The sequence below is a fragment of the Verrucomicrobiota bacterium genome, from assembly GCA_021413925.1.
Classification (GTDB): Bacteria; Verrucomicrobiota; Verrucomicrobiia; order Chthoniobacterales; family UBA6821; genus UBA6821.
The window spans coordinates 54,240-77,602 of the sequence record JAIOPL010000026.1 but is presented as its reverse complement, the minus strand read 5'-3'; the positions used below and the strand labels follow the sequence as shown (position 1 = coordinate 77,602).

Annotated in this window: 23 protein-coding genes; 17 read left to right on the top strand and 6 right to left on the bottom strand. The window is 53.2% G+C overall.

The annotated features are described in order from the left end of the window. Positions 1-16 precede the first annotated feature (16 nt). The 4 genes from K8R57_10185 (at position 17) to K8R57_10170 (ending at position 2,925) form a co-directional block, all read left to right on the top strand. Positions 17-280, top strand: coding sequence for a hypothetical protein (locus tag K8R57_10185; protein ID MCE9588667.1), 264 nt, complete (start codon positions 17-19; stop codon positions 278-280). Next, a complete protein-coding gene (locus tag K8R57_10180; GenBank protein MCE9588666.1) occupies positions 277-1,146 on the top strand; it encodes a hypothetical protein in 870 nt (289 codons plus the stop codon). Before K8R57_10185 ends, K8R57_10180 begins: the two co-directional genes overlap by 4 nt. A gap of 27 nt (positions 1,147-1,173) precedes the next feature. Then, positions 1,174-2,187, top strand: coding sequence for a hypothetical protein (locus K8R57_10175; GenBank protein ID MCE9588665.1), 1,014 nt, complete (start codon positions 1,174-1,176; stop codon positions 2,185-2,187). 99 nt (positions 2,188-2,286) lie between these two features. Beyond that, entirely contained in the window at positions 2,287-2,925 is a 639-nt protein-coding gene (locus K8R57_10170; GenBank protein ID MCE9588664.1) for a DUF4214 domain-containing protein, read from the top strand. A gap of 169 nt (positions 2,926-3,094) precedes the next feature. Here the strand turns inward: K8R57_10170 and K8R57_10165 are convergent, their stop codons facing one another. Next, positions 3,095-4,072, bottom strand: a complete 978-nt coding sequence (locus K8R57_10165; GenBank protein MCE9588663.1) for an IS5 family transposase — start codon at positions 4,070-4,072, stop codon at positions 3,095-3,097. 114 nt (positions 4,073-4,186) lie between these two features. Here K8R57_10165 and K8R57_10160 point away from each other — a divergent pair, with 114 nt between their 5' ends. The 8 genes from K8R57_10160 (at position 4,187) to K8R57_10125 (ending at position 12,573) form a co-directional block, all read left to right on the top strand. Continuing rightward, positions 4,187-4,933, top strand: coding sequence for a hypothetical protein (locus K8R57_10160; protein MCE9588662.1), 747 nt, complete (start codon positions 4,187-4,189; stop codon positions 4,931-4,933). A 79-nt stretch (positions 4,934-5,012) separates the two neighbouring features. Beyond that, the gene (locus tag K8R57_10155; protein ID MCE9588661.1) at positions 5,013-6,761 is read left to right on the top strand and encodes an HAD-IIIC family phosphatase; all 1,749 of its coding nucleotides are present in this window, start codon (positions 5,013-5,015) and stop codon (positions 6,759-6,761) included. Continuing rightward, positions 6,758-7,042, top strand: coding sequence for a hypothetical protein (locus tag K8R57_10150; protein ID MCE9588660.1), 285 nt, complete (start codon positions 6,758-6,760; stop codon positions 7,040-7,042). Before K8R57_10155 ends, K8R57_10150 begins: the two co-directional genes overlap by 4 nt. A gap of 298 nt (positions 7,043-7,340) precedes the next feature. Then, positions 7,341-8,096 (top strand): glycosyltransferase family 2 protein, encoded by a 756-nt coding sequence (locus tag K8R57_10145; GenBank protein MCE9588659.1) that lies wholly within the window; start codon positions 7,341-7,343, stop codon positions 8,094-8,096. A 48-nt stretch (positions 8,097-8,144) separates the two neighbouring features. After that, entirely contained in the window at positions 8,145-9,155 is a 1,011-nt protein-coding gene (locus K8R57_10140) for a hypothetical protein (GenBank protein MCE9588658.1), read from the top strand. A 19-nt stretch (positions 9,156-9,174) separates the two neighbouring features. Next, positions 9,175-10,470 (top strand): capsular biosynthesis protein, encoded by a 1,296-nt coding sequence (locus K8R57_10135; GenBank protein ID MCE9588657.1) that lies wholly within the window; start codon positions 9,175-9,177, stop codon positions 10,468-10,470. Positions 10,471-10,687: 217 nt separating this feature from the next. Then, positions 10,688-11,131 (top strand): protease inhibitor I42 family protein, encoded by a 444-nt coding sequence (locus K8R57_10130; protein ID MCE9588656.1) that lies wholly within the window; start codon positions 10,688-10,690, stop codon positions 11,129-11,131. Further along, positions 11,128-12,573 (top strand): DNA photolyase family protein, encoded by a 1,446-nt coding sequence (locus tag K8R57_10125; GenBank protein MCE9588655.1) that lies wholly within the window; start codon positions 11,128-11,130, stop codon positions 12,571-12,573. The genes K8R57_10130 and K8R57_10125 overlap by 4 nt, the downstream gene beginning before the upstream one ends. A 357-nt stretch (positions 12,574-12,930) precedes the next feature. On the opposite strand, the gene K8R57_10120 is transcribed toward K8R57_10125, so the two are convergent. Continuing rightward, the gene (locus K8R57_10120; protein MCE9588654.1) at positions 12,931-13,113 is read right to left on the bottom strand and encodes a hypothetical protein; all 183 of its coding nucleotides are present in this window, start codon (positions 13,111-13,113) and stop codon (positions 12,931-12,933) included. A gap of 104 nt (positions 13,114-13,217) precedes the next feature. On the opposite strand from K8R57_10120, the gene K8R57_10115 reads away from it, so the two are divergent. The 3 genes from K8R57_10115 (at position 13,218) to K8R57_10105 (ending at position 14,319) form a co-directional block, all read left to right on the top strand. Next, positions 13,218-13,418 carry a toxin-antitoxin system HicB family antitoxin gene (locus K8R57_10115; GenBank protein MCE9588653.1) on the top strand — a complete coding sequence of 67 codons (201 nt, stop codon included), beginning with the start codon at positions 13,218-13,220 and terminating at the stop codon, positions 13,416-13,418. Between the two features lie 77 nt (positions 13,419-13,495). After that, positions 13,496-13,858 (top strand): 6-carboxytetrahydropterin synthase QueD, encoded by a 363-nt coding sequence (gene queD / locus K8R57_10110; GenBank protein MCE9588652.1) that lies wholly within the window; start codon positions 13,496-13,498, stop codon positions 13,856-13,858. Positions 13,859-13,863: 5 nt separating this feature from the next. Further along, the gene (locus tag K8R57_10105) at positions 13,864-14,319 is read left to right on the top strand and encodes a YhcH/YjgK/YiaL family protein (protein MCE9588651.1); all 456 of its coding nucleotides are present in this window, start codon (positions 13,864-13,866) and stop codon (positions 14,317-14,319) included. Between the two features lie 449 nt (positions 14,320-14,768). Here the strand turns inward: K8R57_10105 and K8R57_10100 are convergent, their stop codons facing one another. Together K8R57_10100 and K8R57_10095 are read right to left on the bottom strand one after the other, a co-directional pair. Continuing rightward, complete coding sequence (locus K8R57_10100; protein MCE9588650.1) at positions 14,769-17,855, bottom strand: efflux RND transporter permease subunit; 3,087 nt, start codon at positions 17,853-17,855, stop codon at positions 14,769-14,771. Positions 17,856-17,880: 25 nt separating this feature from the next. Next, entirely contained in the window at positions 17,881-19,113 is a 1,233-nt protein-coding gene (locus tag K8R57_10095; protein ID MCE9588649.1) for an efflux RND transporter periplasmic adaptor subunit, read from the bottom strand. Positions 19,114-19,692: 579 nt separating this feature from the next. On the opposite strand from K8R57_10095, the gene K8R57_10090 reads away from it, so the two are divergent. Next, positions 19,693-20,100, top strand: a complete 408-nt coding sequence (locus tag K8R57_10090; GenBank protein MCE9588648.1) for a type II toxin-antitoxin system VapC family toxin — start codon at positions 19,693-19,695, stop codon at positions 20,098-20,100. An 81-nt stretch (positions 20,101-20,181) separates the two neighbouring features. Here the strand turns inward: K8R57_10090 and K8R57_10085 are convergent, their stop codons facing one another. Next, the gene (locus tag K8R57_10085) at positions 20,182-20,943 is read right to left on the bottom strand and encodes an ROK family protein (GenBank protein MCE9588647.1); all 762 of its coding nucleotides are present in this window, start codon (positions 20,941-20,943) and stop codon (positions 20,182-20,184) included. Between the two features lie 121 nt (positions 20,944-21,064). Continuing rightward, the gene (locus K8R57_10080) at positions 21,065-22,057 is read right to left on the bottom strand and encodes an alpha/beta fold hydrolase (GenBank protein ID MCE9588646.1); all 993 of its coding nucleotides are present in this window, start codon (positions 22,055-22,057) and stop codon (positions 21,065-21,067) included. Between the two features lie 96 nt (positions 22,058-22,153). Here K8R57_10080 and K8R57_10075 point away from each other — a divergent pair, with 96 nt between their 5' ends. Beyond that, a complete protein-coding gene (locus K8R57_10075; GenBank protein ID MCE9588645.1) occupies positions 22,154-23,362 on the top strand; it encodes a KamA family radical SAM protein in 1,209 nt (402 codons plus the stop codon). Position 23,363 lies beyond the last annotated feature (1 nt).

The window sequence follows — 23,363 nt, the reverse complement described above, 5'->3', positions numbered from 1 at the left end:
TTCCACCATCAAGAGCATGAAGAGCGTGAAGGAAAGATTGTATGAGTATTTCTGCAGGATCTTCCGGCGGGAGATCATCCGCGATGGGTTCCGAGGAGTCTTGGGACGCGACCCTGAGGAAGAGGCGCTGAGGGCCTATGAGAAGAGTTTTGGTGATTTGGGGACAGAAGGATTAATCAGAGACCTCGTTGAGAGTGATGAGCATTGGGAAAAAATCGAGATAAGAAAGGCATCAGAGGGTAAAATGTCCAAGTGGATTGAATGGATTAGGAACTCATGAAGAAGGCAATTGCTCTCATCAGTTATTGCAGGGATGAGTATTTTCAACTCGTTTATCCAACACTGATCCACCAAAAGATTTTTGGAAAAAAGGTCAACGATTTCTACGACATCTACATTTTTCAGGATGGCCTAGCTCAGGATGCGCGACCAGAGGTGGCACGTGAGCACAGAAGACTTCAGAACAGGATAAAACGACTGCACGGGGCTGACCGGATCCATATCCAAGAAAAGAACCTCGGAGTTGCCCGTCATTTTGATTATCTGGAAAAGTTACTCTTTGTTGAAAAAGCCTATGATTATGTCGTTTTTTGTGAGGAGGACATGATTCTAGCACCAGGATATATGCAGGTCATGGACCTGATGGGAGAGCAATTTTGGAAAGATCCAAGAGTCGGCATGGTATCGGCCTTCCGAGAGAGAAGGCAGCACGATCAGGACTATGTCGCAATGGGACACAACTGGGGATTTGGTCGGTGGAAAGAAAAGTGGCAAGAGAGTCAAAATATCGTTCAGGAATATCTACAAATCATAGGTGAGGTTCCTTACCATAAAAGAAATACGCCTAGTGTTCTGGAATGGATTGGTAACAAGGGATTTCGTCCCCTTGCGAGCAGTCAAGATTACATAAAACAATGCTCAGTTCTTGCAAATAAATCTGTAAGAATTTCCTTTGGGTGGAATTATGGACTGCCGATTGGAAGAGAGGGTTTGCATTGTCGGCGTCAGGACTTTGATAAAATGGGACTGGATAACATTATCATCTCCACCACTGATGTTCCTGAAAGACTACCAGAATTCCGAGAGGAAACCTATAGGGATTTATTGGAGAGAACTCAGAAGGAGATGATGCTGCCAGTAAAATAGTCTTTCAAAAAGACTTTGCTTTTTAATATGAATTCCCAAACAAATCACCTTAAGGATTACGAGCAGATCATCAGATTAATTGGTGACCAATTGGCACTAAATCCTGACTATTCTATAGAATTACTTGATGTTTCATTCCGGCAGATACTGCTTGAGAAAGCTCGAGCAGTGAGGGAAACATCTGAAGATAATCAGGAGAAAATCCACCATGGTAAAAAGGCTTGCTTTTATTCCGAAGGCGATCCGGCTGACTTAAGGATACTCGCTGAAATCTATCAGGGGATCAACGAAAACGCTCAAGCGCTAGCTCTCCTGCACAAAGTCTCTCAAACGGAAATGACTAATCGAGTGGCAACTAAAATAGAAAAAGAAGAAAATATCTCATCAAAAAAAGAAACAAAGAAAGAAGAAAATTCTCCAGTTTCTAGTTCAGTTATAAAATGGTCAAAAGAGGATATTCGAGACATCCCGGACATGCCTGAAGAGGAAAGAGCTTATCTAGCGGAGAAGTTAAATAACATCAATTGTTTTCTTGAATATGGATCAGGCGGCTCAACGGTATTAGCATCGTCCTCGAATATACCATACATTTATTCTGTTGACTCAGATAAATCGTTTTTAGAAGCGGTTGCAGAAAAAGTTAGATGCTTAAAAAATGCAGAAACTCTGATTAGTTGCTGGGTTGATATTGGGCCTACTGGGAATTATGGAAATCCCACGGATTATACCAAGGCAGTAAAATGGCCTAATTATAGCATCGAACCATGGAGGAAAATATTAGCTGCAAATCACTCGCCAGATCTTATCCTTATTGATGGACGTTTCCGCGTAGCAAGCTTTCTGGCCTCATTGGTTTTTGCAAAACCCGGCACATTAATACTCTTTGATGATTATGTTGAGAGAAGTAATTATCATGTGGTCGAGAAGTTTATTAAACCGGAGAATATCGTAGGGAGGATGGCTGAGTTTGCAGTCAAAAAGCAAATGCTAAGTCCAGCTCTAATACTCGACTTAATTCCTATTGTTTCCCATCATGGATAAAAGTAGCATTACTAAAAATGCCTCGAATTAAGAGGTTCCCTCGGGGATATAGTAAAATAACTGACATATATCAAATTATAATTTAAGGGGGTGAAATAAATGTCCGCCAAAAATTATCTCTTGGAAAAAGTCACTAAAGGTAGATTAGGTAATGTCTTGGAATTTTATTCCAATGAAATTGCTAAGCAGCTTTTTGTAGCAATTCTCGGCCGCGAGGCTGATGAGGCGGGCCTCCGCAGTTACAAGGCAGCAATAGTCGATCATCGCTCCCTCATACCTGCGATCCAAGGCCTTCTCGGATCTGGAGAATTCTCCGCCAAAGCTGTTGCTCTCGCCGCCCCGGAGATCGTCGATGCCTTGTATCTTTCAATCATGGATCGTGAGACTGACGCGGATGGGCGCAAGAACTGCATTGATCTGATTCAGTCGGGAACCGGGTTGACGGAAGTTATCAGGTCTCTTAGTGATGCATTCAGCACCTCAAAGTGTCTTCAGGGTGGGAAAGTGAGTGATCCAATACCCATCTACTGGGTACACAACCAACTCCATCGATGGGAAAATGGATTGGATGCTGCGAGATATACATCCTTCTGCGAGGACATCGCAAAAAAAGAACAAACAATCCATAACTTTATCGTTGATGGCCAGGAAGTGTCTGTGCTTCATAAGGATGTCTCTACCGGCACCATTGGTGAAGAAAGAATAAAAAGCCTTCTGAACTACTTAAGGAACCGCTGATTAAAGCGCCTTTTTCAAAGTCTGGCTAATTTTGATGAGGAGGAAGGGATTGGGGTGATATTTTTGATCATCTTGCATCGAAGCTGACTCTCGGATTGGCAGATTTGTGCAGTGGCAGGATGCCACCGAGGGGGCCTTTGCCTCCATGAGAGGGTGTTTTCCCCTGATTTCATGCCATCTGAGCTTTCCGGAGCATGCGTCCGGCAATGACCAGATTGGCCAGGGCGAAGAGGCTGTGAAGTTGGGCGAGATTTTTCCTCAGCCCCCGGTATCGAACCTTCCGGTATCCGAAGAGGTTTTTGATGATGTGGAAGGGATGCTCCACCTTGGCTCTTACCTGAGCCTTCCGGCGCTCCCATTCCCGCAGCAGATCTTTCCTCAATCCTTCGGCCATCGACTTCAGGCGTCCTTTCTTCTCTGCCACCATCCAATCAATCTTGTTTCCCTCAAACTCTTCCCTCTTTTGAACCCCAACATATCCCGCATCTGCGTGAACCCTCTTCTCTTGTCCATGAAGGAGATGCTTGGTCTGGCTGACGTCACTGACATTGGCGGAGGTCGCCACAAGGCTATGCACTAGTCCTGATTCTGCATCCGCTCCAATATGGGCCTTCATGCCGAAGTACCACTGATTGCCTTTGCGGGTCTGATGCATCTGCGGATCCCTCTTACCCTCCGCATTCTTGGTTGAGGAGGGGGCATTGATGATGGTCGCATCCACGATAGTCCCTTCTTTCATAAGGAGCTTCTTGGCCTTCAGATGCTTCCCAATCTCTTCAAAGATCGCACGGGTCAGGTCGTTCTTTTCCAGTAGATGCCGGAACTTTAGCAAAGTCGTCGCATCAGGCACGCTTTCTCCTCCAAGATCCACCCCAATGAAGTTCCTCATCGCCTGGCTGTCGTAGATGGCATCCTCAAGGGCTTCATCAGCCAGTCCGTACCACTGCGCAAGGAAGTAGATCCTCAGCATCCTCTGGATCCCGATCGGCGGCCTCCCTCGCTCACCCTTCGGATAACATGGCTCGATCAACGCGATCAGCCTTCCCCAGGGCACCACCTTTTCCATTTCTCCAAGGAAGCGTTCTCTTCGCGTTGCCTTCTTCTTCCCGGCATATTCGCTCGCAGAAAAACTCAGCTGGTTGTTCATTCCCTCATTCTATCCCAACCCTCCTATCCTGCATAGCATCACTTCGCAGGGCGCCCCGATTAAATCAGCGTTTCCTTAAGAGCTATCTCGCCGGATCTGGATCTCAAGAAACGGTTGATCTTACCTATCTGTATCAATGATGCTGCCAATGAAGATGTTCTGGAGTATCCGGTTTTCTCCTTTGACAAGCTCAGGGGCAGCGAAAAAATCCTGATTCCTGATGCGGATTATCTGATGAGCGATGGCTACCAGTCACTGCTGATAGAGGATCCCGTACCTTTTTCAAATAAACAGCCCAAGGCTGTCTTTGCGGGTGCTACAACCGGAGCCGGGGGCAAAGGAGGTGCCTTACTCACTTTGCATAAAGTCAAGAATGACTTGGTTCCTAGAATCAGTTCCGCTCAGTTCTTTGCAAGTTCAGAAGATGTAGATTTCAAAATTACTTCTATCTGCCAGGAGGATGGGGCAGAGACCGTGGAGTACATCAAATCACTTGGTATTTGCGATGAATTCTGGTCGTGGGAAAAGCAACTAGATTACAAATTCATTATTTCCATGGATGGAAATGGGGCTGCATGGGGGCGTATGGTAAAATCCCTTCATAGTAACTCCGTTATTATGAAGTATGAATCCCAACGGGTACAGTTTTACTATGATTCTCTTGTCCCGTGGCTGCATTACATTCCGATCGCTCGTGATGCGGATGTTGTTGATATTTTAAAAAAAGAGTTAGAGGAGCCGGGGAGATATGAATATATAGCGAAAGCTGGATCTGAATTTGGCAAGGAATATCTTCGTAAGGAGGTTGTCGATTCATACATGATTCATCTTCTCAAGTCCTTCGCGTGTTTGATGAGATGAAGATCAGGAATTAATACTGATCCGTCTCCTGGCCATCTAGTATATAAGTCTCATCCTTGTATCAAACTTTGATCAGTTGATGTCAGCTGAAGGAAACATCCTGCTGATCGGCTCCTGCCTTTCGGAGAATCTCGCCCTCCGGATCTGTGAATGGCTGCGTCGTGAGAAACGAGATCCCGATTCCCTGCATCATCTTCTTGTCAATCATCTCTCTGTGCTTCCGGATGAGCCGGAGGCCCCGATCGATAACTATTCTTTCCAGATCATCCAGCCTCCCCTGCGGGGAGTTCTGCATGAATCCCACTATCTCGGCGCCGACCTCATGAATCCTGAGGCGCTGAATGCCTTGGAGACTAGTGCGCTGAGCCAGCTCTCTCTCTTTCTGGAGAATTACCTAGGCTATAATACGCGGCACGGATTGACCTCCTTCGTGACTGGATTCATCGTCCCTCAGCGCAATCCGCTGGGGCGTATGATGCCCCGGCACTCTCTCTCGAATCTTCAGCATCTGATCCGCAGACTGAACGAGCGGCTGGAGAAAATCTGTCTCTCTCGCACCAATGTCCACTACGTCGATCTGGACGAGATCGCTTCTCGGATAGGCAAGCGGCATATCCTGGATGACTCAATCCATGCCCTGAGTCATGGGGCGTTGGCAGGTGATTTCGACTTCGAGCATGATCTCAAAAGGCTTCAGCCTCCTGAGCCCTTTAGCAAATCCAGAGAACTCAAGACTGAGGAGTTTCTCGATGATGTCTGGCACGATATTCTGCATCGTTATGAGATCCTGACGCGTCGCGATCCGCTCAAGATCGTGATTGTCGATCTGGATGACACCCTCTGGCGCGGGGTGCTGGCAGAGGATGGGATCCATCCGCACGGACTGGAAGGGTGGCCGCTCGGAGTGGTGGAGGCCCTGCAGTTCCTGAAGATGCGTGGGATCCTCCTCGCCATAGCGAGCAAGAATTACGAGTCCCTGATTCGTGAGAAATGGGATGAGATTTTCCAGCGAAGGATACTGCTCGAGGACTTCGCCTCTATCAGGATCAATTGGAATCCGAAGGTGCAGAGCGTCCGTGAGATTCTGGAGGAGACGAATCTGCTCCCTGGCAATGCACTTTTCATCGATGACAATCCGGTGGAGAGGGACGAGGTGGGCCGGGAGTTCGTCGGGATCCGTATTCTCGGCGAGGATCTCTATGGGATCCGGGAGTATCTGCTGACTGCTCCCGAGCTGGACGTTCCATTCATCACGACGGAATCAGGAAGGCGTACCGAGATGATCCAGGCGCAGGGCGTGAGGGAGCAGTCCCGGAAGTCGATGAGCCGTGGGGAGTTCCTTCAGTCCCTGAATCTGAAGGTCGTGGGTCACATCATCAAAAGTCCCTCCGATCAGAGCTTCGAGAGGGCCCGCGAACTGCTTAACAAAACGAATCAGTTCAACACAACCGGCCGTCGCTGGACCCCCGAGGAGATCGGTCGCTTCTTTGCCGAAGGGGGCGTATTCTATACCTTCAACGTCACAGACCGCTTCACTGCCTACGGATTGGTAGGGCTCCTGATGGTACAGGGAAACTGCATCCGCCAGTTTGTGATGAGCTGCCGCGTGGTCGGTCTGGATGTGGAGCAGCAGATGCTCCGCAGTGTGATCGATCGGATCAATACCCCCGAGGTCACTGCGGAGTATGTGAGAACCGAGAAGAACCACCTCTGCGCCGATCTCTATCCCAAGAACGGCTTCGAACTACGGGACGGCCTCTGGGTGTACACTAAGCCGGAGAAAAAGGGGCTGTTTAAAAAATTCATGACCATACAGATAAACCGATGAAACCTCTGATTTTCAAATTTCTTAGAATTCTGCCCGTTGCACTAATCATGTTTTTCTCGATTAAGATGATGGGTTTTAGCGATCAGCAGGGAATCATCGCGGCCTTGATTCCAGTCGTTTTAGGAATGCTGGATCTGATGGTCGGATTAGCGTTCGGTGTGACGGCCATCATTTTTGTCGCCGCCATGTTAATGCATGTTTTCCCGGATCAGACGGCCATTGCTCATAAGATTATCGGTCAGCACCTTCAGGCATCTTCAGTTGAGCTGAAATCGAAATGATCATCCAGCCGATCGGGTAAGAATACTGTATTTTTGAACCAACGAGGAAAAACCCGAGGCCCATCCACTCGTCCCCCCACCACTGCATAACACTCGGGATCAAGGGCTCCGTGGTGAGGGATCAGGATCACTACTGATTACACCTTTCCCGAATAGCATAAAACCGAAAGTTAGGAAGATTGTGCGCCGAGCAGCTATTGGAAGTAAAAAGCTCTATTAGGAGGTTGAGGGATCATTAGAATCAGATGTCCGTGTGGGGTGTTTTGTCCCGTGGAATATCGGTTGGGCGACAAAGAACATGACTGAGGGAAACAAAAAAATCTCCGTGATCATCCCGACGAGGGATAAGGCGGAGCTTCTGAGCCGTTGCATCAATAGTATCCGCGAGAAATCTACTTATCCGGATTACGAGATCCTGATTGTTGATAATGGGAGTATGGAGCCCAAGGCCCTTCGTCTGCTGGAGGGGGAGGAATGGGCGATAAATACGCGGGTCCTGAAATATCCGGGGCCTTTCAACTTCTCGGCGATGATCAACAGGGGTGCGGAGGAAGCAAAGGGATCAATTCTTTGTCTGCTCAATAATGACACGGAGGTGATCTCCGCCGACTGGATGGAGACGATGGCGGCGGGGCTTATGCAGGAGGGTGTCGGGGTGGTGGGGGCGCTACTGCTCTTCCCTGACGGCTCGATTCAGCATGCCGGGGATGTGGTCGGCGGGCGTGATTGCGTCCGCCATCTTGATTCAACCCCAGGCATGGATGCCTACGATGTTAAGGCGGTAACGGGAGCCTGTCTGATGACCCGGCGTGATCTCTTTCTCAGACTGGGCGGGCTCGATGAGGTGAATTTTCCCGTGGCTTTCAATGATACCGACTACTGCCTGAGGGTCAGGGAATCTGGTCAGGGTGTGATCTGCACTCCACGGGCCCGGCTTCTCCACCACGAGATGAAGACTCGAGGTCGGACATGGAAGCCATGGGATCTGATAAGGCTCCGCCGTGAGAAGAGGGCTTTTCGAAGGCGGTGGAGTGCTCTGATGAAGCGTGATTGATCACGGGGAGGGCGACGTGATGTCGCCGGGATGTATCTCACGGAAGTGATGAAATTGAGACCTTTTCGATGCCGGGCTGCCTACAGCAGCCAGAAGCCCCGTGCCGTGATGGTCCTGGAGCCGGGGAGGGTGCCGACTACCTGTTACTATGTGAAGGGGAGGTTGCCCGACGGGCTGCCTGTTCGCAGTCATGTGAGCACAGGGGCGCCTCCGAGAGATCTGAAGATCGAGGAGGGGACGTGGGTGATCATCGTGAGGCATGTCTCCCGGAGATGGCTCAAGGAGTTGCTGAAGCATCGGGAGAAGTTCACCGGGGTAACTTACCTGAAGGATGATGATATTCCGGCAGTCCTGACTGCCCGGGAGTTGCCCTGGTATTACGCTCTCTGGACGTTTGGAAAATACTGGAAGATCCACGGACTGTTGAGCCGTGTGGTGAGTGAAGTCGTTGTCTCGACCCACGAGCTCGCAGACCGTTATCCCGAAGCCAATGCCGTTGTTTGGGAACCTCATTATGACGACACGAGTGACTATTATCCCGAGACGCTGGTTTACTTCTACCATGCCACGATCACTCATCTCAGCGAGATGAGGTGGCTGGTTCCCGTGGTACGCAGGGTGCAGCAGGCAGTTCCGAACGCTTGGTTCGAGATCATCGGAAATGGTGAGGTCGCAAGGATGTTCCGGGGGATTCCGCGTGTGAGAGTGCTCCATCCGATGAGTTGGCCCGATTACCAGCAGTATCTCGCCAGTATCCGATACGATGTCGGGATCGCTCCACTGATGGATACCCCATTCAACAGAGCGAGATCCCACACGAAGCTCTACCAGATCACGAGGGGCGGCGCGGCGGGTATCTACTCGGATGTGCCGCCATACGCGGAGAAGGTGATGGACGGGCAAACCGGGGTGCTTTGTAGAAACCATCGCTACCAATGGGTGAGGGCGATCGTCTCCCTGCTCGGTGATCCCTCGCGGAGGAAAATCATCCATGACAATGCACGGGTCTGGTGTCAGGAGCAGCGTTCGGACAACAAAAAGGAGATGATCCATGCATGATGTGGCAAGAAGCGTCGTAATGCCTGACTCCACGGCGAGTGATGAGATGTCACGCCCGGATCAGGGAGCGGGCGGGCGAGTCTTCCTCTTCCTCCAAGGGCCAAACTGCGCATTTTTCACCGGGATCGCCGATGAGCTTGAGTCTCGGGGACATCGGTGTCTGCGTATCAATCTTTGCTTCGGTGACTGGCTTTTCTGGAGGCGCAAGGGGGCGATCAACTACCGGGGATCGTTCAAAAAATGGGAGGCATTTCTCGAGGCATTCATGGAGAGGGAGGGTGTTACGGACCTGATCCTTAACGGGGAAAAACGCAACTATCACAAAGCGGCGGTTGCCTTGGCCAAGGCGAGGGGAATCGAGGTGACGGTGACGGACTTCGGATATCTCCGCCCCGATTGGATCACTTTAGAAAAAAACGGGATGTCCGGTGATTCGCTTTTCCCAAAATGCCGTGATGAGATCGCAAGGCTGGCATCAGGTGTGGCAGAGATGCCCGTTGAGAAGAAGTTTCATGAGGTGACGTCCATCAAGGTGATTGCTGAATGTGCCGGGGCATTGGCGACGGTAACCCTCCGGATGCTTTATCCCGGCTATCATCCCTACCAACTGGATAATCCCCTCCTTTTCGGGGCCGGCTATCTCTGGAGGCTTCTTAAAAACAGGATCTGCAGGAGAAAAAGGGAGCTCCTTGTTTCCAGCATTCTCCGTGATGGTCAGGTATTTTATCTCTACGCCATGCAGATGGAGATGGATTTCCAGATCCGGGCCTATTCCTCCTATCCCAACCAACAGGCTGCTTTCTGGGAGGTGATCAGTTCATTCGCAAGAAATGCCCCGGTGGACTCCTTGCTGGTGATGAAGATTCATCCCTTGGATCCAGGTCTGGTGAACTGGGCAAAACAGATTCGTGCCTTTGCGGAGGAGGCGGGAGTTGCCCAGCGGGTCTGCTTCCTGGATGGCGGCGTGCTCGAGGAATTGATCCGCAACTGCCAGGGAGTGATTACGATCAACAGCACGGTAGGGTTGAATGCGCTCCGAATGGGAAATCGGGTGAAGGCTCTAGGCCAGGCTGTATACAATCTCGAGGGGCTGACTTTCCAGGGAGAGCTGGATGATTTTTGGGAGAGTCGTGATGGGGTGGATGCCCGGTTCTGCGATGACTTTGTGAAAGCCCTCTCTGCAACGACACAAATCCGGGGGGTCTATTTCGGGAAGGAGGGTCTGCGCCATGCCATCAACGAAGCGGCAATGAGGCTTCATCTGGGATGCGTGAACAAGCTGATGCCAGCCAGCCAATCGAAGAGTGTGCCCTGATGGTATGCGGATCAAAGAAGGAGTTACCAGGACCTCATGATGAGACCGGCCAAACGGCCGGTTTTTTTGTGCCTTGATGAAGGCTCTCCAGTGTTCAGGAATTCATCGGTTCCCTAACCACTCGGCAAAACTCCATCGCTGGTTAAGTCCGATTCCTATTGGGAGTCCGGGTGAATCCCCTTCCTGTCTTCCTGCTATCCAGAGTAAAACATTCCCCATGGGTTCTGATTCCAAATCATCCGTCCGGATTTTCCATGCGCTGCCCTTCATGAGGCGCCTCCTCTCTGGATTGATCCTTGGACTTCTTCTTTCCAGTTGGGCTACGGCCGCTCAGCTCGATCTCACGGAGAAGGAGAATGGAAAAGATCTTTGGATAGATCGCGGCGATCTTTTGGTGTTCCGCCTCTCTTCCAACCCATCGACGGGCTACTCGTGGAGTGTCGCCGCCTCCAAGCCGAAACTTCTGCTTCAGCAAGGGGAGGCGGCCTGCGAGATTCCCAAATCCGCCAAGGGTCGTATCGGCGCGGGGGGAACCGAGGTCTGGAGGTTCCGTGCGGTACGGGCGGGAACGCTGACCCTCACCTTCTCCTACGCCCGAGTCTGGGAGAAGGGTGTCCCTCCCGTAAGGACGCTCAGCTGGCCCGTTACGATCAGGAAATGAAACGCGTTATCCATTGGTTTCGCCGGGATTTCCGAATCACCGACAATACGGCGCTTGCTGCTGCGGTCGCCGCTGCCGGCCCCGACGGTGAAGTCATCCCCGTTTACGTGGCGAGCGACTGGAAGGGATCGCATGAATGGACCGGACCGGCTCGACAGGAGTTCCTCTGCGGGTGCCTGGCATCTTTGGCCAAAAATCTGGAAGCGATCGGTGGGCGTCTGATCATTCTGCGCGGCGACGCGGTGAAGGAACTGGAAAAGCTGGTTGCCGAGACGGGAGCGACGGAAATCTTCGCGAATCGTGATCCCGATCCCTTCGGCCGGTTGGTTGAAGGCCGACTCGATATCATGGCCAAGGCGCGTGGACTCGAACTCTTCCTTCCCAAGGATGCCTGCATCCATGAACGCGATGAGGCGCTCACCGGTCAGGGAACGGTGTTTCGCGTCTTCACTCCCTATTCGAAGGTCTGGTTCGGTCTGCCGAAGCCTTCACCAGGGCCTGCGATCAAAAAGCTCTCAACCCCCTCCGGCATCTCCTCGCTTCCTCTGCCACTGCTTTCCGAGTGGGAGATGAGTTCCTCCGCAAGTATCCCCGAGCCAGGCGAGCGGGCAGCCCGTGAACGCTTGAAGGCCTTTATTGCCGGGCCCATCGCTTCCTATGGGGAGAAGCGTGATCTTATGGGGGTGAACGGTACGTCGCATCTTTCGCAGGATCTCCGCTTCGGCCTGATCTCTCCGCGTCAGATTTATGAGGCATCAAAGAATGTAGAGGAAAGTTTGCCCCCCGAGGGACGGAAGAGCGCGATGAAGTTCCTGGCCGAGATCGTCTGGAGGGAGTTCTACATGCAGCTGCTCTGGCATTATCCGGAACTCCTCAAGCAGGAATTCAACACCACATGGCGAGGCATGGAGTGGCCGGGCCTACCCGGAGTTCCAGACGCTTTCGACCGCTGGTGCGCCGGCATGACGGGATTCCCCATCGTGGATGCCGCCATGCGTCAGCTCGCCGCGACGGGATGGATGCATAATCGCTCCCGGATGATCACGGCGATGTTCCTGACCAAGGACCTGCATCTCGACTGGCGCCTCGGGGAGGCCTTCTTTATGCGGTCGCTCGTGGATGGGGAGATCGCCAGCAACAACGGTGGCTGGCAGTGGAGCGCAGGGACGGGGGCTGATGCAGCCCCTTACTTCCGCATTCAGAATCCTTGGAGCCAGACTAAGCGCTATGACCCAGAGGGTACCTATATCCGAACCTGGATCCCGGAACTAAGGAATGTCTCCAATGGATCCCTGCTGGATCCACCCTCCGATGGGTGCCCTATTGCACCGGGGTATCCCGCCCCGATGCTGGAACATTCAGCCGAGCGAGATCGCACGCTCGATCTCTTTGCCCGTCACAAGGCCCAGCCTGAAGTTCAGGCAAGGCTGAAAGTCGTCTAGTGCGAAGGCTTTTTGGCCTGGAGGAGATTTCTGGAGGTGAGATCCTTGATAATCAGATTTTCGAGGTAGTTCGAAAATGAGCGATTTTCAACCGTGGCAGCTTCAATGGCCAGGGCCTTGATTTCAGGATGGATTCGGAACCCAGTCAGAATTTTTGTCTCTGCTTTTCTCTTGATTACGGTTTTTTTCACTAGCGCTTTTTACAACATTTATCAGGATCCGTAAACAAAAGACTGTCATAAACTTACAAATATGCTCAAGTAATATTCCTGTAAGAAATACAGGCGTTATACAACAATGAATAGTGATCTATAACAATAGATGGAAGTATTACAGACTGCGGATTGAAGGATCGGCCTACTTTTTTCCGTTTGCAGCCGGCAGCAACAGTCCTCGAGCCTCAACATCCTGGCGAATCAGGTTCTCGATATAATTCGAGAGGGATCTGTTTTCCTGACCGGCGGCCTCGACGGCGAGTATCTTTAACCGTGGATCCAAACGGAATCCGGTAAGAATCTTGGTAACGCGCTTTTTATTCACTAGTGCACCCTAAGCGTTAATTATCAGAAACGCAAAGATCAGATTGACAAAAACTTGTAAAAAATGAAAAAAAGAAATACGGGTAGTTAACTAGACGAATCACAATGACCATAAAAACCAGAATCGATCCTGAAGTTCATGAGGCAGCCAAAATTGCCGCGGCCAAGGAAGGCTTGAGCTTGACCGAGTATTTGCGTCGTCTGGTGCAGGAAGATCTGGATGCACGCAACCTTGCCCAGGGAGGCAATTTCGTAAGCAATCAGGGGAACAGCAACGCAACTAGCGACAGCGACCGGATCCGCTGATTTTCTGACTACGTGGCCTCGCACGATCTGGGGCATTCCCTTTCCCTTTTCCATAGGGATGCTGTATTGAATTTCAGATGCATGTCCGACTGACCAAAGACTTCTCTTTCGAAGCCGCCCAGACCCTTCCCAATGTTCCGCCTGAGCATAAGTGCGGAAAAATGCACGGGCACAGCTTCAAGATCGAGATCTCTGTGGAGGGGGAGGTCGATCCGGCGTCTGGATGGCTTTACGACCATTCCCGTATCAGTCGGGCGATGGATCCGCTCCTGGAGTTGCTCGACCATTCCTATCTGAACGACATTCCGGGCCTCGACAACCCGACTATTGAGAATATGTGCCGGTGGCTCTGGGAAAAGCTCGAGCATCAACTACCCGGTCTTTCTGAGATCGTCATCCACGAGACCCCCACGGCGCGCTGTAGCTATAAAGGCAAATAGAGCAAATGATCCTCGATACGCTCGGCAATGCTTCTACCTACGAGAAGCTGCATTCTTCCTTCAGTCGCGCCTTTGCGTGGCTTGCCTCTTACGATCCGGCAACACCGGACGGGCGCTATACGATCGGCGATGACTCCCTGATCGCGATAGTCCAGCGTTATGACACGGCGCCTGCCGAGTCAAAGAAATGGGAGACTCATCGAGTGCACGGCGATATCCAGTACCTGGTCGAGGGTGCCGAGAGGATCGGTTATGCGGAGCGTGACATACTAGCCGTGAAGACCCCCTATAATCCCGAGAAGGATGCCGAGTTTTATCAGGCTCCGACCTGCTCCTCGACACTTCTGGAATTGAATGCCGGCTCCTTCGCCATCTTCCTGCCCCGAGACGGACACCAACCCGGAGTCATGATCGACTCTCCCGCTCTTGTTCAGAAGGTGGTGATCAAATTCCGGTTGTAGCGGGAAAGCCTAGAAGTTTTACAGGGATGAAGGGGATAAAAGGGATGTTAACCACCGAGTCCTTATTCCCGAGGGCGATCTAATACCATCTCCACTCTTATTCCGGCAGAATCAGCTGGGTCTTTCGGCGATGGGCGTTGTTGTCATCCCTCGGGTTATCTTCAGATAGCCCTCGGTCTTCCGCCTAGCCCATCACCAAAATTCCTTCGCAAATTCCACCAGACTAATCGCGTAAATGGTATAAGGGCTGATCTTGAGGTTGACTGATCCAGCCGGCATGTGCTCTGCAACACAAAGCAGATTGCCTCTGGAATCACTTTGCAAGCTCACTTGCAAGAGTGAGACCAAGGAGAACGGCACCGAGGTTCTGCGTGGCAGCAACTTCTTCCACACCTTTCTTTCAATCCCTTCATCCCTGTAAAAACTTCCGTGTATTTCCAACCAAGTTTTCAGGCCAGCGAGAGCTTTGCCGGGCTATCCCCGAGTATGGCGTGATGGGCCTCGCGGGAGGGATTGGGGCGCTTGGTCCTGGAGACCAGTAAATAGATAGAGGGGACGACAAAGAGGGTGAAGAGAGTTCCGATGATCATTCCCGAGACAAGGACGATGCCGATGCTATTGCGCGCACCGGCGCCGGGTCCGCTGGCGAGAATCAGGGGCGTGTGACCGACCACGGTGGCCACCGTGGTCATGAGGACCGGGCGCAAACGAGTTCCGGCGGCGGTCAGAATCGCGTGCCACTTGTCGAGGCCCCCCTCCTGGAGATTGTTCGCGAACTCGACGATCAGAATGCCGTTCTTGGCCACTAGGCCGACAAGGGTAATCAACCCCACTTGACTGTAGATGTTGATGGTGGTGGCGCCCAAGAAGGTGAAGAGAAGGGCTCCGGAGAGGGCCAGTGGCACCGATCCGAAGAGGATAATGAAGGGGTCGCGGAAGCTCTCGAACTGAGCCGCAAGTACCAGGAAGATCAGAACGAACGAGAGCACCATCGTCATGACAAGGCTGTTGCCTTCCTGACGGAGCTGGCGGGACTCGCCTGCGTAGTCGATCACGAAGCCGCGCGGGAGGATCTGATCGGCACGCTTCTCCAGCACCTTGAGTGCCTGGTCGATGGTGATGCCGGGAGGGAGGATGGCGGAAATCTTAGCCGAGTTGAGCTGCTGAAATCGGTTGATCTGACGCGGCACGGTGCTGCGCTTCAGCTCAGCGAAGGTGGAAAGCTGGATGAGCTGGCCGCCGGGTCCGCTGACATAGATCTTGCCCAGAGAGTCAGGGTCCAGGCGGTCTCCGCGCTTGAGTTCCGGGATCACCTTGTAGCTGCGTCCCTGGATGCTGAAGCGGTTCACATAGTTGCCTCCCAGCATTGTGGAGAGATCGGAGCCGACCTGCTGGAGATCGAGACCCAGGGCAGAGACCTTGTTGCGGTCGAAGGCGATTTCGACCTGAGGCTGGTCGTACTTCAGATCACTGTCGGCAAAGATGAAGATGCCGCTTCCGAAGGCTGTCCTGACAAGATCGTTGGCCGCATCCAGAAGCTGGCGGGGTTCCAGTGTGGAGGAGATGACGAACTCGACGGGGAAATTGCTGCCACCCGGAAGCGCCGGCGGTGTCGTGGCGATAATCCGAAGCCCAGGGATGCCGGCAGTTTTCTTGCCCAAGGCAGCCGCGATTTCTTCACAACTACGCTTCCTTTCACTCCAGGGCTTTGTCCTGATGCCACCGAATCCTCCCGTGGGATTCATGATCTGGAAGGTGTGACCGGTCTCGGGCAATTCCAGGAACGTGTCTCGGACAAGTGAAGAGTAGAGAAGTGTCTGCTCGAGCGTGGAGAAGGGGGATGCCTGGAAGATGGTGAAGACGATCCCCTGATCCTCCTTCGGTGAGAGTTCCTTGGGGGAGAGGAGGTAGAGGAGTGGCAGGATGAGGACCCAGAAGCCGGCGACGGTCAGCACCGCCCCGCGGTGGCGGAGCATCGAGGCGAGCAGGGTGACATAGCCGTGCTGGAGCGAGGTGAAGCGTCGGTTCACCCATCCGGCATAGCCACGCGTGTCATCCCCTCGCCGCAGAAGTCGCGAGGCCATCATCGGGGAGAGGGTAAGGGCTACGATGCCGGAGATGATGACCGCCCCCGCCAGCGTGAAGGCGAACTCACGGAACAGCGCTCCGGTCAGGCCGCCCTGGATGCCAATCGGCGTGTAGACCGCCGCCAGGGTGATCGTCATGGCGATGATCGGACCGAAGAGTTCCCGTCCGCTCTGGAGAGCCGCATTGAGAGGAGAGAGGCCCTCGTGCAAGTGACGTTCGACATTCTCGACCACAACAATGGCATCATCGACGACAAGTCCCACCGCCAGCACGACCGCCAGAAGAGTCAGTAGATTGATAGTGAATCCGAAGATGGCCATGATGAACGCTGCTCCGATCAGCGAGATCGGGATTGCCACGAGCGGGATGAGCACGGATCGGATTGAGCCCAAAAATAGGAAGATGACCACGACGACAATCAGGAGTGTCTCGGAGAGTGTCTTGAAGACTTCGTGGATCGCTTCGCGGATGAAGTCGGTCGAGTCGTAAGGGACATCGAGGGTCATTCCCGGAGGAAGCAGCTTGCGGAGTTCAGGAAGCTGATCCCGCACGCTCTTGCAGACATCAAGGGTGTTCGCAGTTGGTAGGCACCAGATGCCGATGAACTTGGCGTTTTGCCCGTCGAAGCGGACGTCCGAATCATAATCCTCAGCCCCCATCTCGACATCGGCGATATCCTGAAGGCGCACGAGAACGCCGTTCTTTGCCTTGACGACAAGCTGACGGAATTCCTCCGGTGAAGTCAGGTTGGTGTTCGCGATCAGGTTGATGGACGTCATGGTCCCCTTGGTTTTTCCGATGGCGGCGAGATAGTTGTTCGCTTGGAGCGCCTTGCGGACATCGGTGGCGGAGATGCCGAGGGCGGCAAGACGGTCAGCCTTGAGCCAGATGCGCATCGCGATGACTCGGGCACCCAGGATGTCAGCGCGCTGTACCCCTGTGATGGCAGTGAGCTTGGGCTGGATGACGCGCGTCAGGAAATCGGTCACCTGATTCGGCTGAAGATCGTTCGCCGCAAACCCGATATACATGGCTGCACGGAGCTCGTCCGCATTCTGCAACTCGATAATCGGCGTCTCCGACTCCGGCGGGAGATCATTGCGTACCTGAGCCAGCTTCGCCTGGATCTGTGTCAGGGCGGCATTCGGATCGTAATTCAGCTTCAGGTGAACCGTGATGGCGCTCACCCCCTGTGAGCTGGTGCTCTCGATATAGTCGATCCCCTCGGCTGCTGCGATGACCCGCTCCAGCGGGGTGGTGATGTAGCCGCGCACCAGATCCGCGTTGGCCCCGACATAGTTGGTCGTGACCTTGATGACGGCAATGTCGCTGCGGGGGTACTGCCGGACATTCAAGACATGGATCGACTGAAAGCCGGCCAGCAGAATGACAAGGTTGACCACAAGCGCCAGGACGGGGCGCTTGATGAAGAGATCAGTGATTTTCATCGGGAACGGCTCGGGGCTTCCGGGCTTAGCTGTCCGAGGGTTTGGGGGCCGGGCTGTTCCCCGGTTGGACGCTATTCTCGATCTTAACAGCGCCTGCTTGGTGCAGCTTGAAGATCCCCGAGGTGGCTATCTCGTCGTTCTCCTTGAGCCCCTTGAGCACCTCAACCTGATCGCCAAGCGTCTTTCCCAGCGTGACCGCTTGCTCCTTCACACCAAGGTACTCCTTGCCTTCAGGATCCTTCATGGTTCCGATCACATAGACGGAATCACCATAGGGAGCGTATTGAATACAGGTCGCCGGAATCATGATGGCGCTTTCCTTGTTCGGAAGAAGCACCTGGATTCCCGAGAACATGCCTGAGCGAAGTAGATGTTCAGGATTCGGAACGGTTGCCTGAATCTGGATGTTGCGCGTGGAGGTATCGACCATGGAATTGATCGCGCTGACAACACCCTTGTAGACTTTATCCGGAAGTCCGTCGGCTTGCAGGCGGATCTGCTGTCCGACATGCAACTTCGAGAGGTGTTGCTGGGGGAGGGCGAAGTTCACATAGATGGGGTCAAGGGACTCGAGCTGCACGATGGGATCGCCGCTCTTAAGGTACTGCCCGGCATTGATCTGACGGATTCCAATAAAGCCCTCGAAAGGGGCCCGGATGGTCTTCCTGTCAATCGTGGCCTGTGTCTCGTCAACTGAGGCCCGGGCTGCGTCGTACTGGCTCTTGCTCTCCTCGAGGGCGTACTCCGCGATGACCTGTCCCTGCCTCAGTCCGGTATTGCGTTCGAGGTTGTGCTTGGCGAGGTCCAGTTTGGCTTTCGCCGTGCGAAGCTGGGCCTCTTCTTGACGGGTATCGAGCTGGACCAGCAACTGACCGTTGGTCGCATGGGAACCCGATTCGAAATTGATGGACGTCACGATCCCGGGCAGATCGGCGCTGAGCATCACACCTTGAAGGGAAGCGAGAGAGCCAACTGTTTCGAGAACAGGGGAGACCGTTTCCTGTTTCACCTTCAGCGAGGTGATGGCGTCGGGCGGCATCTTGAAGGCTTTTCCCATCGCGATGGCTTTTGAGATCTGCATGGTCTTCCATCCCGCGATGCCGGCTATCAAAAGGATCATTCCCAGAATTGCCAAAAACACGATGAGCTTAGGCCGCTTTGGCGGGGTCGGCTCCTCATGCAGGGCAAGGGTGCCGGGCAAAGGTGCCGGGATTGGCAGATCGGTGGGATGGGGGAAAGAGGGAGAATCGTCGCTCATGGAATAAAAAAGAGGCAGTAAGAACATAAATACTTAATGCCATTAACAAAAAAAGACCATTCTTCTTTTCCTAGCAAGTCACTTCCTGATGCGTAGGTCGTACAGATATCTACTGATGACTGGTTTTCTTCTTGTCCTGGCTCTCGCCCTCAAGACTTCTCCGTGGGACTTTTCCGCAGGAGAAGGAGGGACTGCTGGAGGGACTGCTCACTGCCAAGGGAATATACCTCCACTGCCACCTCATGAAAATCTCTCTCTTATGCAGACAAGGTCGCTTTGGGTGTTTAGGTCATGCCTTTGATATGACTGGAATCGGAAATTCATTGACATAAATATGGTAAAATGCGAAAACATAAATATGCGAACCACGCTAGACCTTCCCGATGAGCTAGTTACAGAAATCAAGATTCTTGCTGCACAGGAGAGATCCAGCCTCAAGGATCTCATCGGAGAACTGTTAAGGAATGGACTCAAGGCAAGAGCAGTGCCAACAAGGCAGAATCCCTTGCCGCCGATCTATCGATCCAGAGGATCGATAGGGCGCGGCTGGATTTCCGAAATCAGAAGGGAGGCGCGCTGATGATCATCGCTGACGCTTCACTGGTGAGCTTCCTTTTTCTGGAGGGAGAGGTGTCGGGAACTGTGAGGGAGCTCTATCGAAGGGATACTGACTGGGTAACCCCTCCGATTCTCAATCACGAAATGCTGAACATCTTGGCTGCGGTTGGGAGAGCGGATGACACGGCCTTGGCAATGGAAGAACTCTGGAAGGAGATCAGGATGCGTCTAGGAAGCCGTCAGCAAATTCCTGATCCGATGCGTGCACTTAGGATGGCCATTGATTTAGGGGTTTCCGGATCAGAGGCCCAATACCTAGCACTCTCTCAGCAACTAAGCGTTCCCATGGTGAGCTGCGATCAGCGGCTGCTTGAGCATCTGCCGAAACTTGTCGTCTCCCCGGAAGTGTATCTCCTGAGGCTGGAATAAGTGTTTCTGAGTGCTGTCGAGCCCGGCTGATCAGCCCCTCGACCCAGTCGGCCCTGTCGGCTTCAGAGCGCTTGTGGCTTTCTACTTGCCTCTGCTTTTGATCGCTTTTCTAGCCTTCGGTGCAGCTGCTTTTTTCTTACGAGTTGCACGCGATGCCTTGTGTATGGCGGGATCTTGAAGCACTGCCCTGTCCGCAGGTCCTGACCACATCCGGAATCCTCCTTCAAAGGCATTCGCATTATCACCGGCGATGCAGGCAGGAGGGAGCTCCTTCAGGAGCCTGGCGTTGCCACCACCCAGTACCACATAGTCGGGAAGGATGGCCGCCGTAAGCAGTTCGACGGTCTGGAAGACATGTTTCTTCCACTTTCCCTTTCCGTTTTCCTCTAGTCCGTGGTTGCCGACATAATCCTCAAAAGTTTTCTTCTTGAAGGGAAGATGACCCAGTTCCATGGGCAGGATGGCACTGTCATTCACCACGGCGCTACCTAGTCCTGTTCCCAAACCGAGGAAAAGCATCGTTCCCCCCTTATAGCTGCCGAGGGCCTGCATGGCGGCATCATTGATCATCTTGACTGGGCATCCAAAGGCCTTCTCGTAGTTAAAATCGACCCAGCCTCCGCCGAGATTGAAGGGCTCGGCAACCGGTTGGTTATTATGGACTGGGGCAGGGAAGCCAATCGACACCACAGCGAAGTTCCATCCCTCGGCTAGCATCTTGACGTCCTTGACCATTTGAAGGGGGGTGAAGCCAGATCCCGATGGCATCTTGCGGGGCTCTTTCTCACCGCTCAGAAGAATTTTTACGTGGGTGCCGCCGATATCGATGGTGAGAACATTCATGGGAGTGGATAAATATTTTTTTTATGAAGTCGAGTCCGTGAGGATTGGATCCGAGAATTGGATCCAAAATGTGGATTCTTAAGTTGTAGGTGTCTCTTTTCCCCGCGGTTCGGTCAAGGGATCAGTTGTTAAAGAACTCCAGGATCTGCCCGATGGCGCGGTCCCGGATTGGGTCGCGTTCTGTCAGGATCTCGTGTTTGGAATCTGGAAAAGTCACCAGACGGGCCCGTGGGATTTGTGTGCTGGCCACCACCTGATCAGGATTCATCACGAACTGATCCCTGCCGGCCTGCAGGATGAGGATTCTGCTGTCGATTGTGGAAAGATGTTTTCTGATGGTCGGTGTGCGGTTCATTGTCTGATCGACCCAGTCGTTGGAAGGACCTCCCAGAACGGCCTCGGGATGATTCTGCCAGACATGTTGGATAGCCTCCCAACGTTCCTTGCTGGAGGTGATCTTGTTCCCTTCAAAAGGTTCCTTGGGATCGTGATCATGCATGCCGATCGAGTAGCGGTCTCCCAGGCCCATGATGCAGGAAAGTTTCACAACCAGATGAGCCAATGATTCGGGATAGGGAGCTGTGTTGATCCTGAGCATCGGGGCGCTCAGGACCACGGCCTGAAACGGCGATGAATAGCGTTCCAGATAATCAAGGGCGACGCCTCCACCCATGGAGTGGGCAAGCAGGTAGAGTTTCTCATGGTTTCCCGGCATGATCACCTGCTGGATAAGGGCATTGAGGTCCGCCGCGTAGAGGTCGAAGTTATCGATCTGAGCGATCTGGGAGTTGGCACGGACTAAGTGGGGGGAGAGTCCCTGCCCCCGATGGTCATAGGAAATCACGCTGTAACCGTGATGGTAGAGGTCGTAAAAGAGCTCTCCATACTTCAGCCAGGACTCAGTGCTCCCGTTCAGAACCACGATCATCCCTTTCGCAACAGGATGAAGAAAGCGGATGCCCTGGAGGTTTGTGACTCCGTCCGCACTCCGGAAGCTGAATCTCTCTCCCGAACTCAGGAAGGGAAGAACTGTCCCTGCGTAGTTTGGCCCATAACCCTGCTCCTGGATTGCTGATGCATGGTCTACCACAGCAACGCAAACGGCGAAAATCAAAAGAAACCTCCATCTCATACTTGGATCCTAAGCGTAAGTCAGGGGCCTCGTCGTTGACAATTTCACCCCCCATCCTAGGCTCTTTTTGATTAGCCGATGGATTCCTTAATCACCGAACCGCGCGTCGAGGCGGAGTTCCTTTCCTCCGCTCCCGGATATTGGCCCGATGTGCCGCCGGACCAGTGGAACGACTGGAAATGGCAACTCAAGAACAGGGTCACAACGCTGGAGGGATTGGAGAAGTATCTCCAACTGACTCCCGAGGAACGGGCTGGGGTCATCCTCTCAGGCAACAAACTCGCCCTTGCGATCACACCCCATTATTTCAATCTGATCGAACCGGCGAATCCTGGTTGCCCCATCCGCCGACAGGTCATTCCCCATGTTGGGGAGGGAACAGTCTCGCCTGCGGAGATGGCTGATCCCTGCGGCGAGGACAGTCATATGCCTGTTCCCGGATTGGTCCATCGTTATCCCGACCGTGTACTCTTTCTCATCACCGACCGGTGCGCCGCCTACTGCCGCTACTGCACGCGATCGCGCGTTGTCAGCGGGGCAGGCGAGCAGGAACTGCACACCGACTTCGATGAGGCGATCGCCTACCTGCAGGCACACACGGAGATTCGCGACGTTCTGCTCTCGGGAGGGGATCCCTTGCTTTTTTCGGACGACAAGCTGGATGCCCTCCTGACAAGACTCCGGGCGATCCCACACATCGAGTTCCTTCGCCTTGGAACCCGCGTGCCTATCTTTCTGCCGCAGCGCATTACGCCTGAGTTATGCAGGATGCTGCAGAAACATCACCCCCTCTGGATGAGCATCCATACGAATCATCCCCGCGAACTCACCACTGAGGTGAGGGATGCCCTGGCGATGCTTGCCAACCACGGCGTGCCACTGGGCAACCAGAGTGTCTTGCTGGCCGGAGTGAATGATTCGCTCCCAGTGATGAAATCGTTGATTCATAAACTACTTCGCTGCCGAGTCCGCCCCTACTACCTCTACCAGTGCGATCTGATCCAAGGGTCCTCTCACCTTCGGGCACCTGTCCGCAAGGGAATCGAGATTATCGAGGGATTACGGGGGCATACCACCGGATATGCGGTTCCGCAGTTCGTCATCGATGCCCCGGGTGGCGGTGGGAAGGTGCCGATCAATCCGGGCTATGTCTTCTTCCATGACAGGGAGAAGGTCGTCTTTCGGAACTTCGAGGGGAAGGTTTTCGAATATCCCGAGGTTCAGGAGCAATGCGAGGGGGAAGAAATCATTCGGGCCTCTCGCAACGAGGAAGCCTACGTTTCCTAAT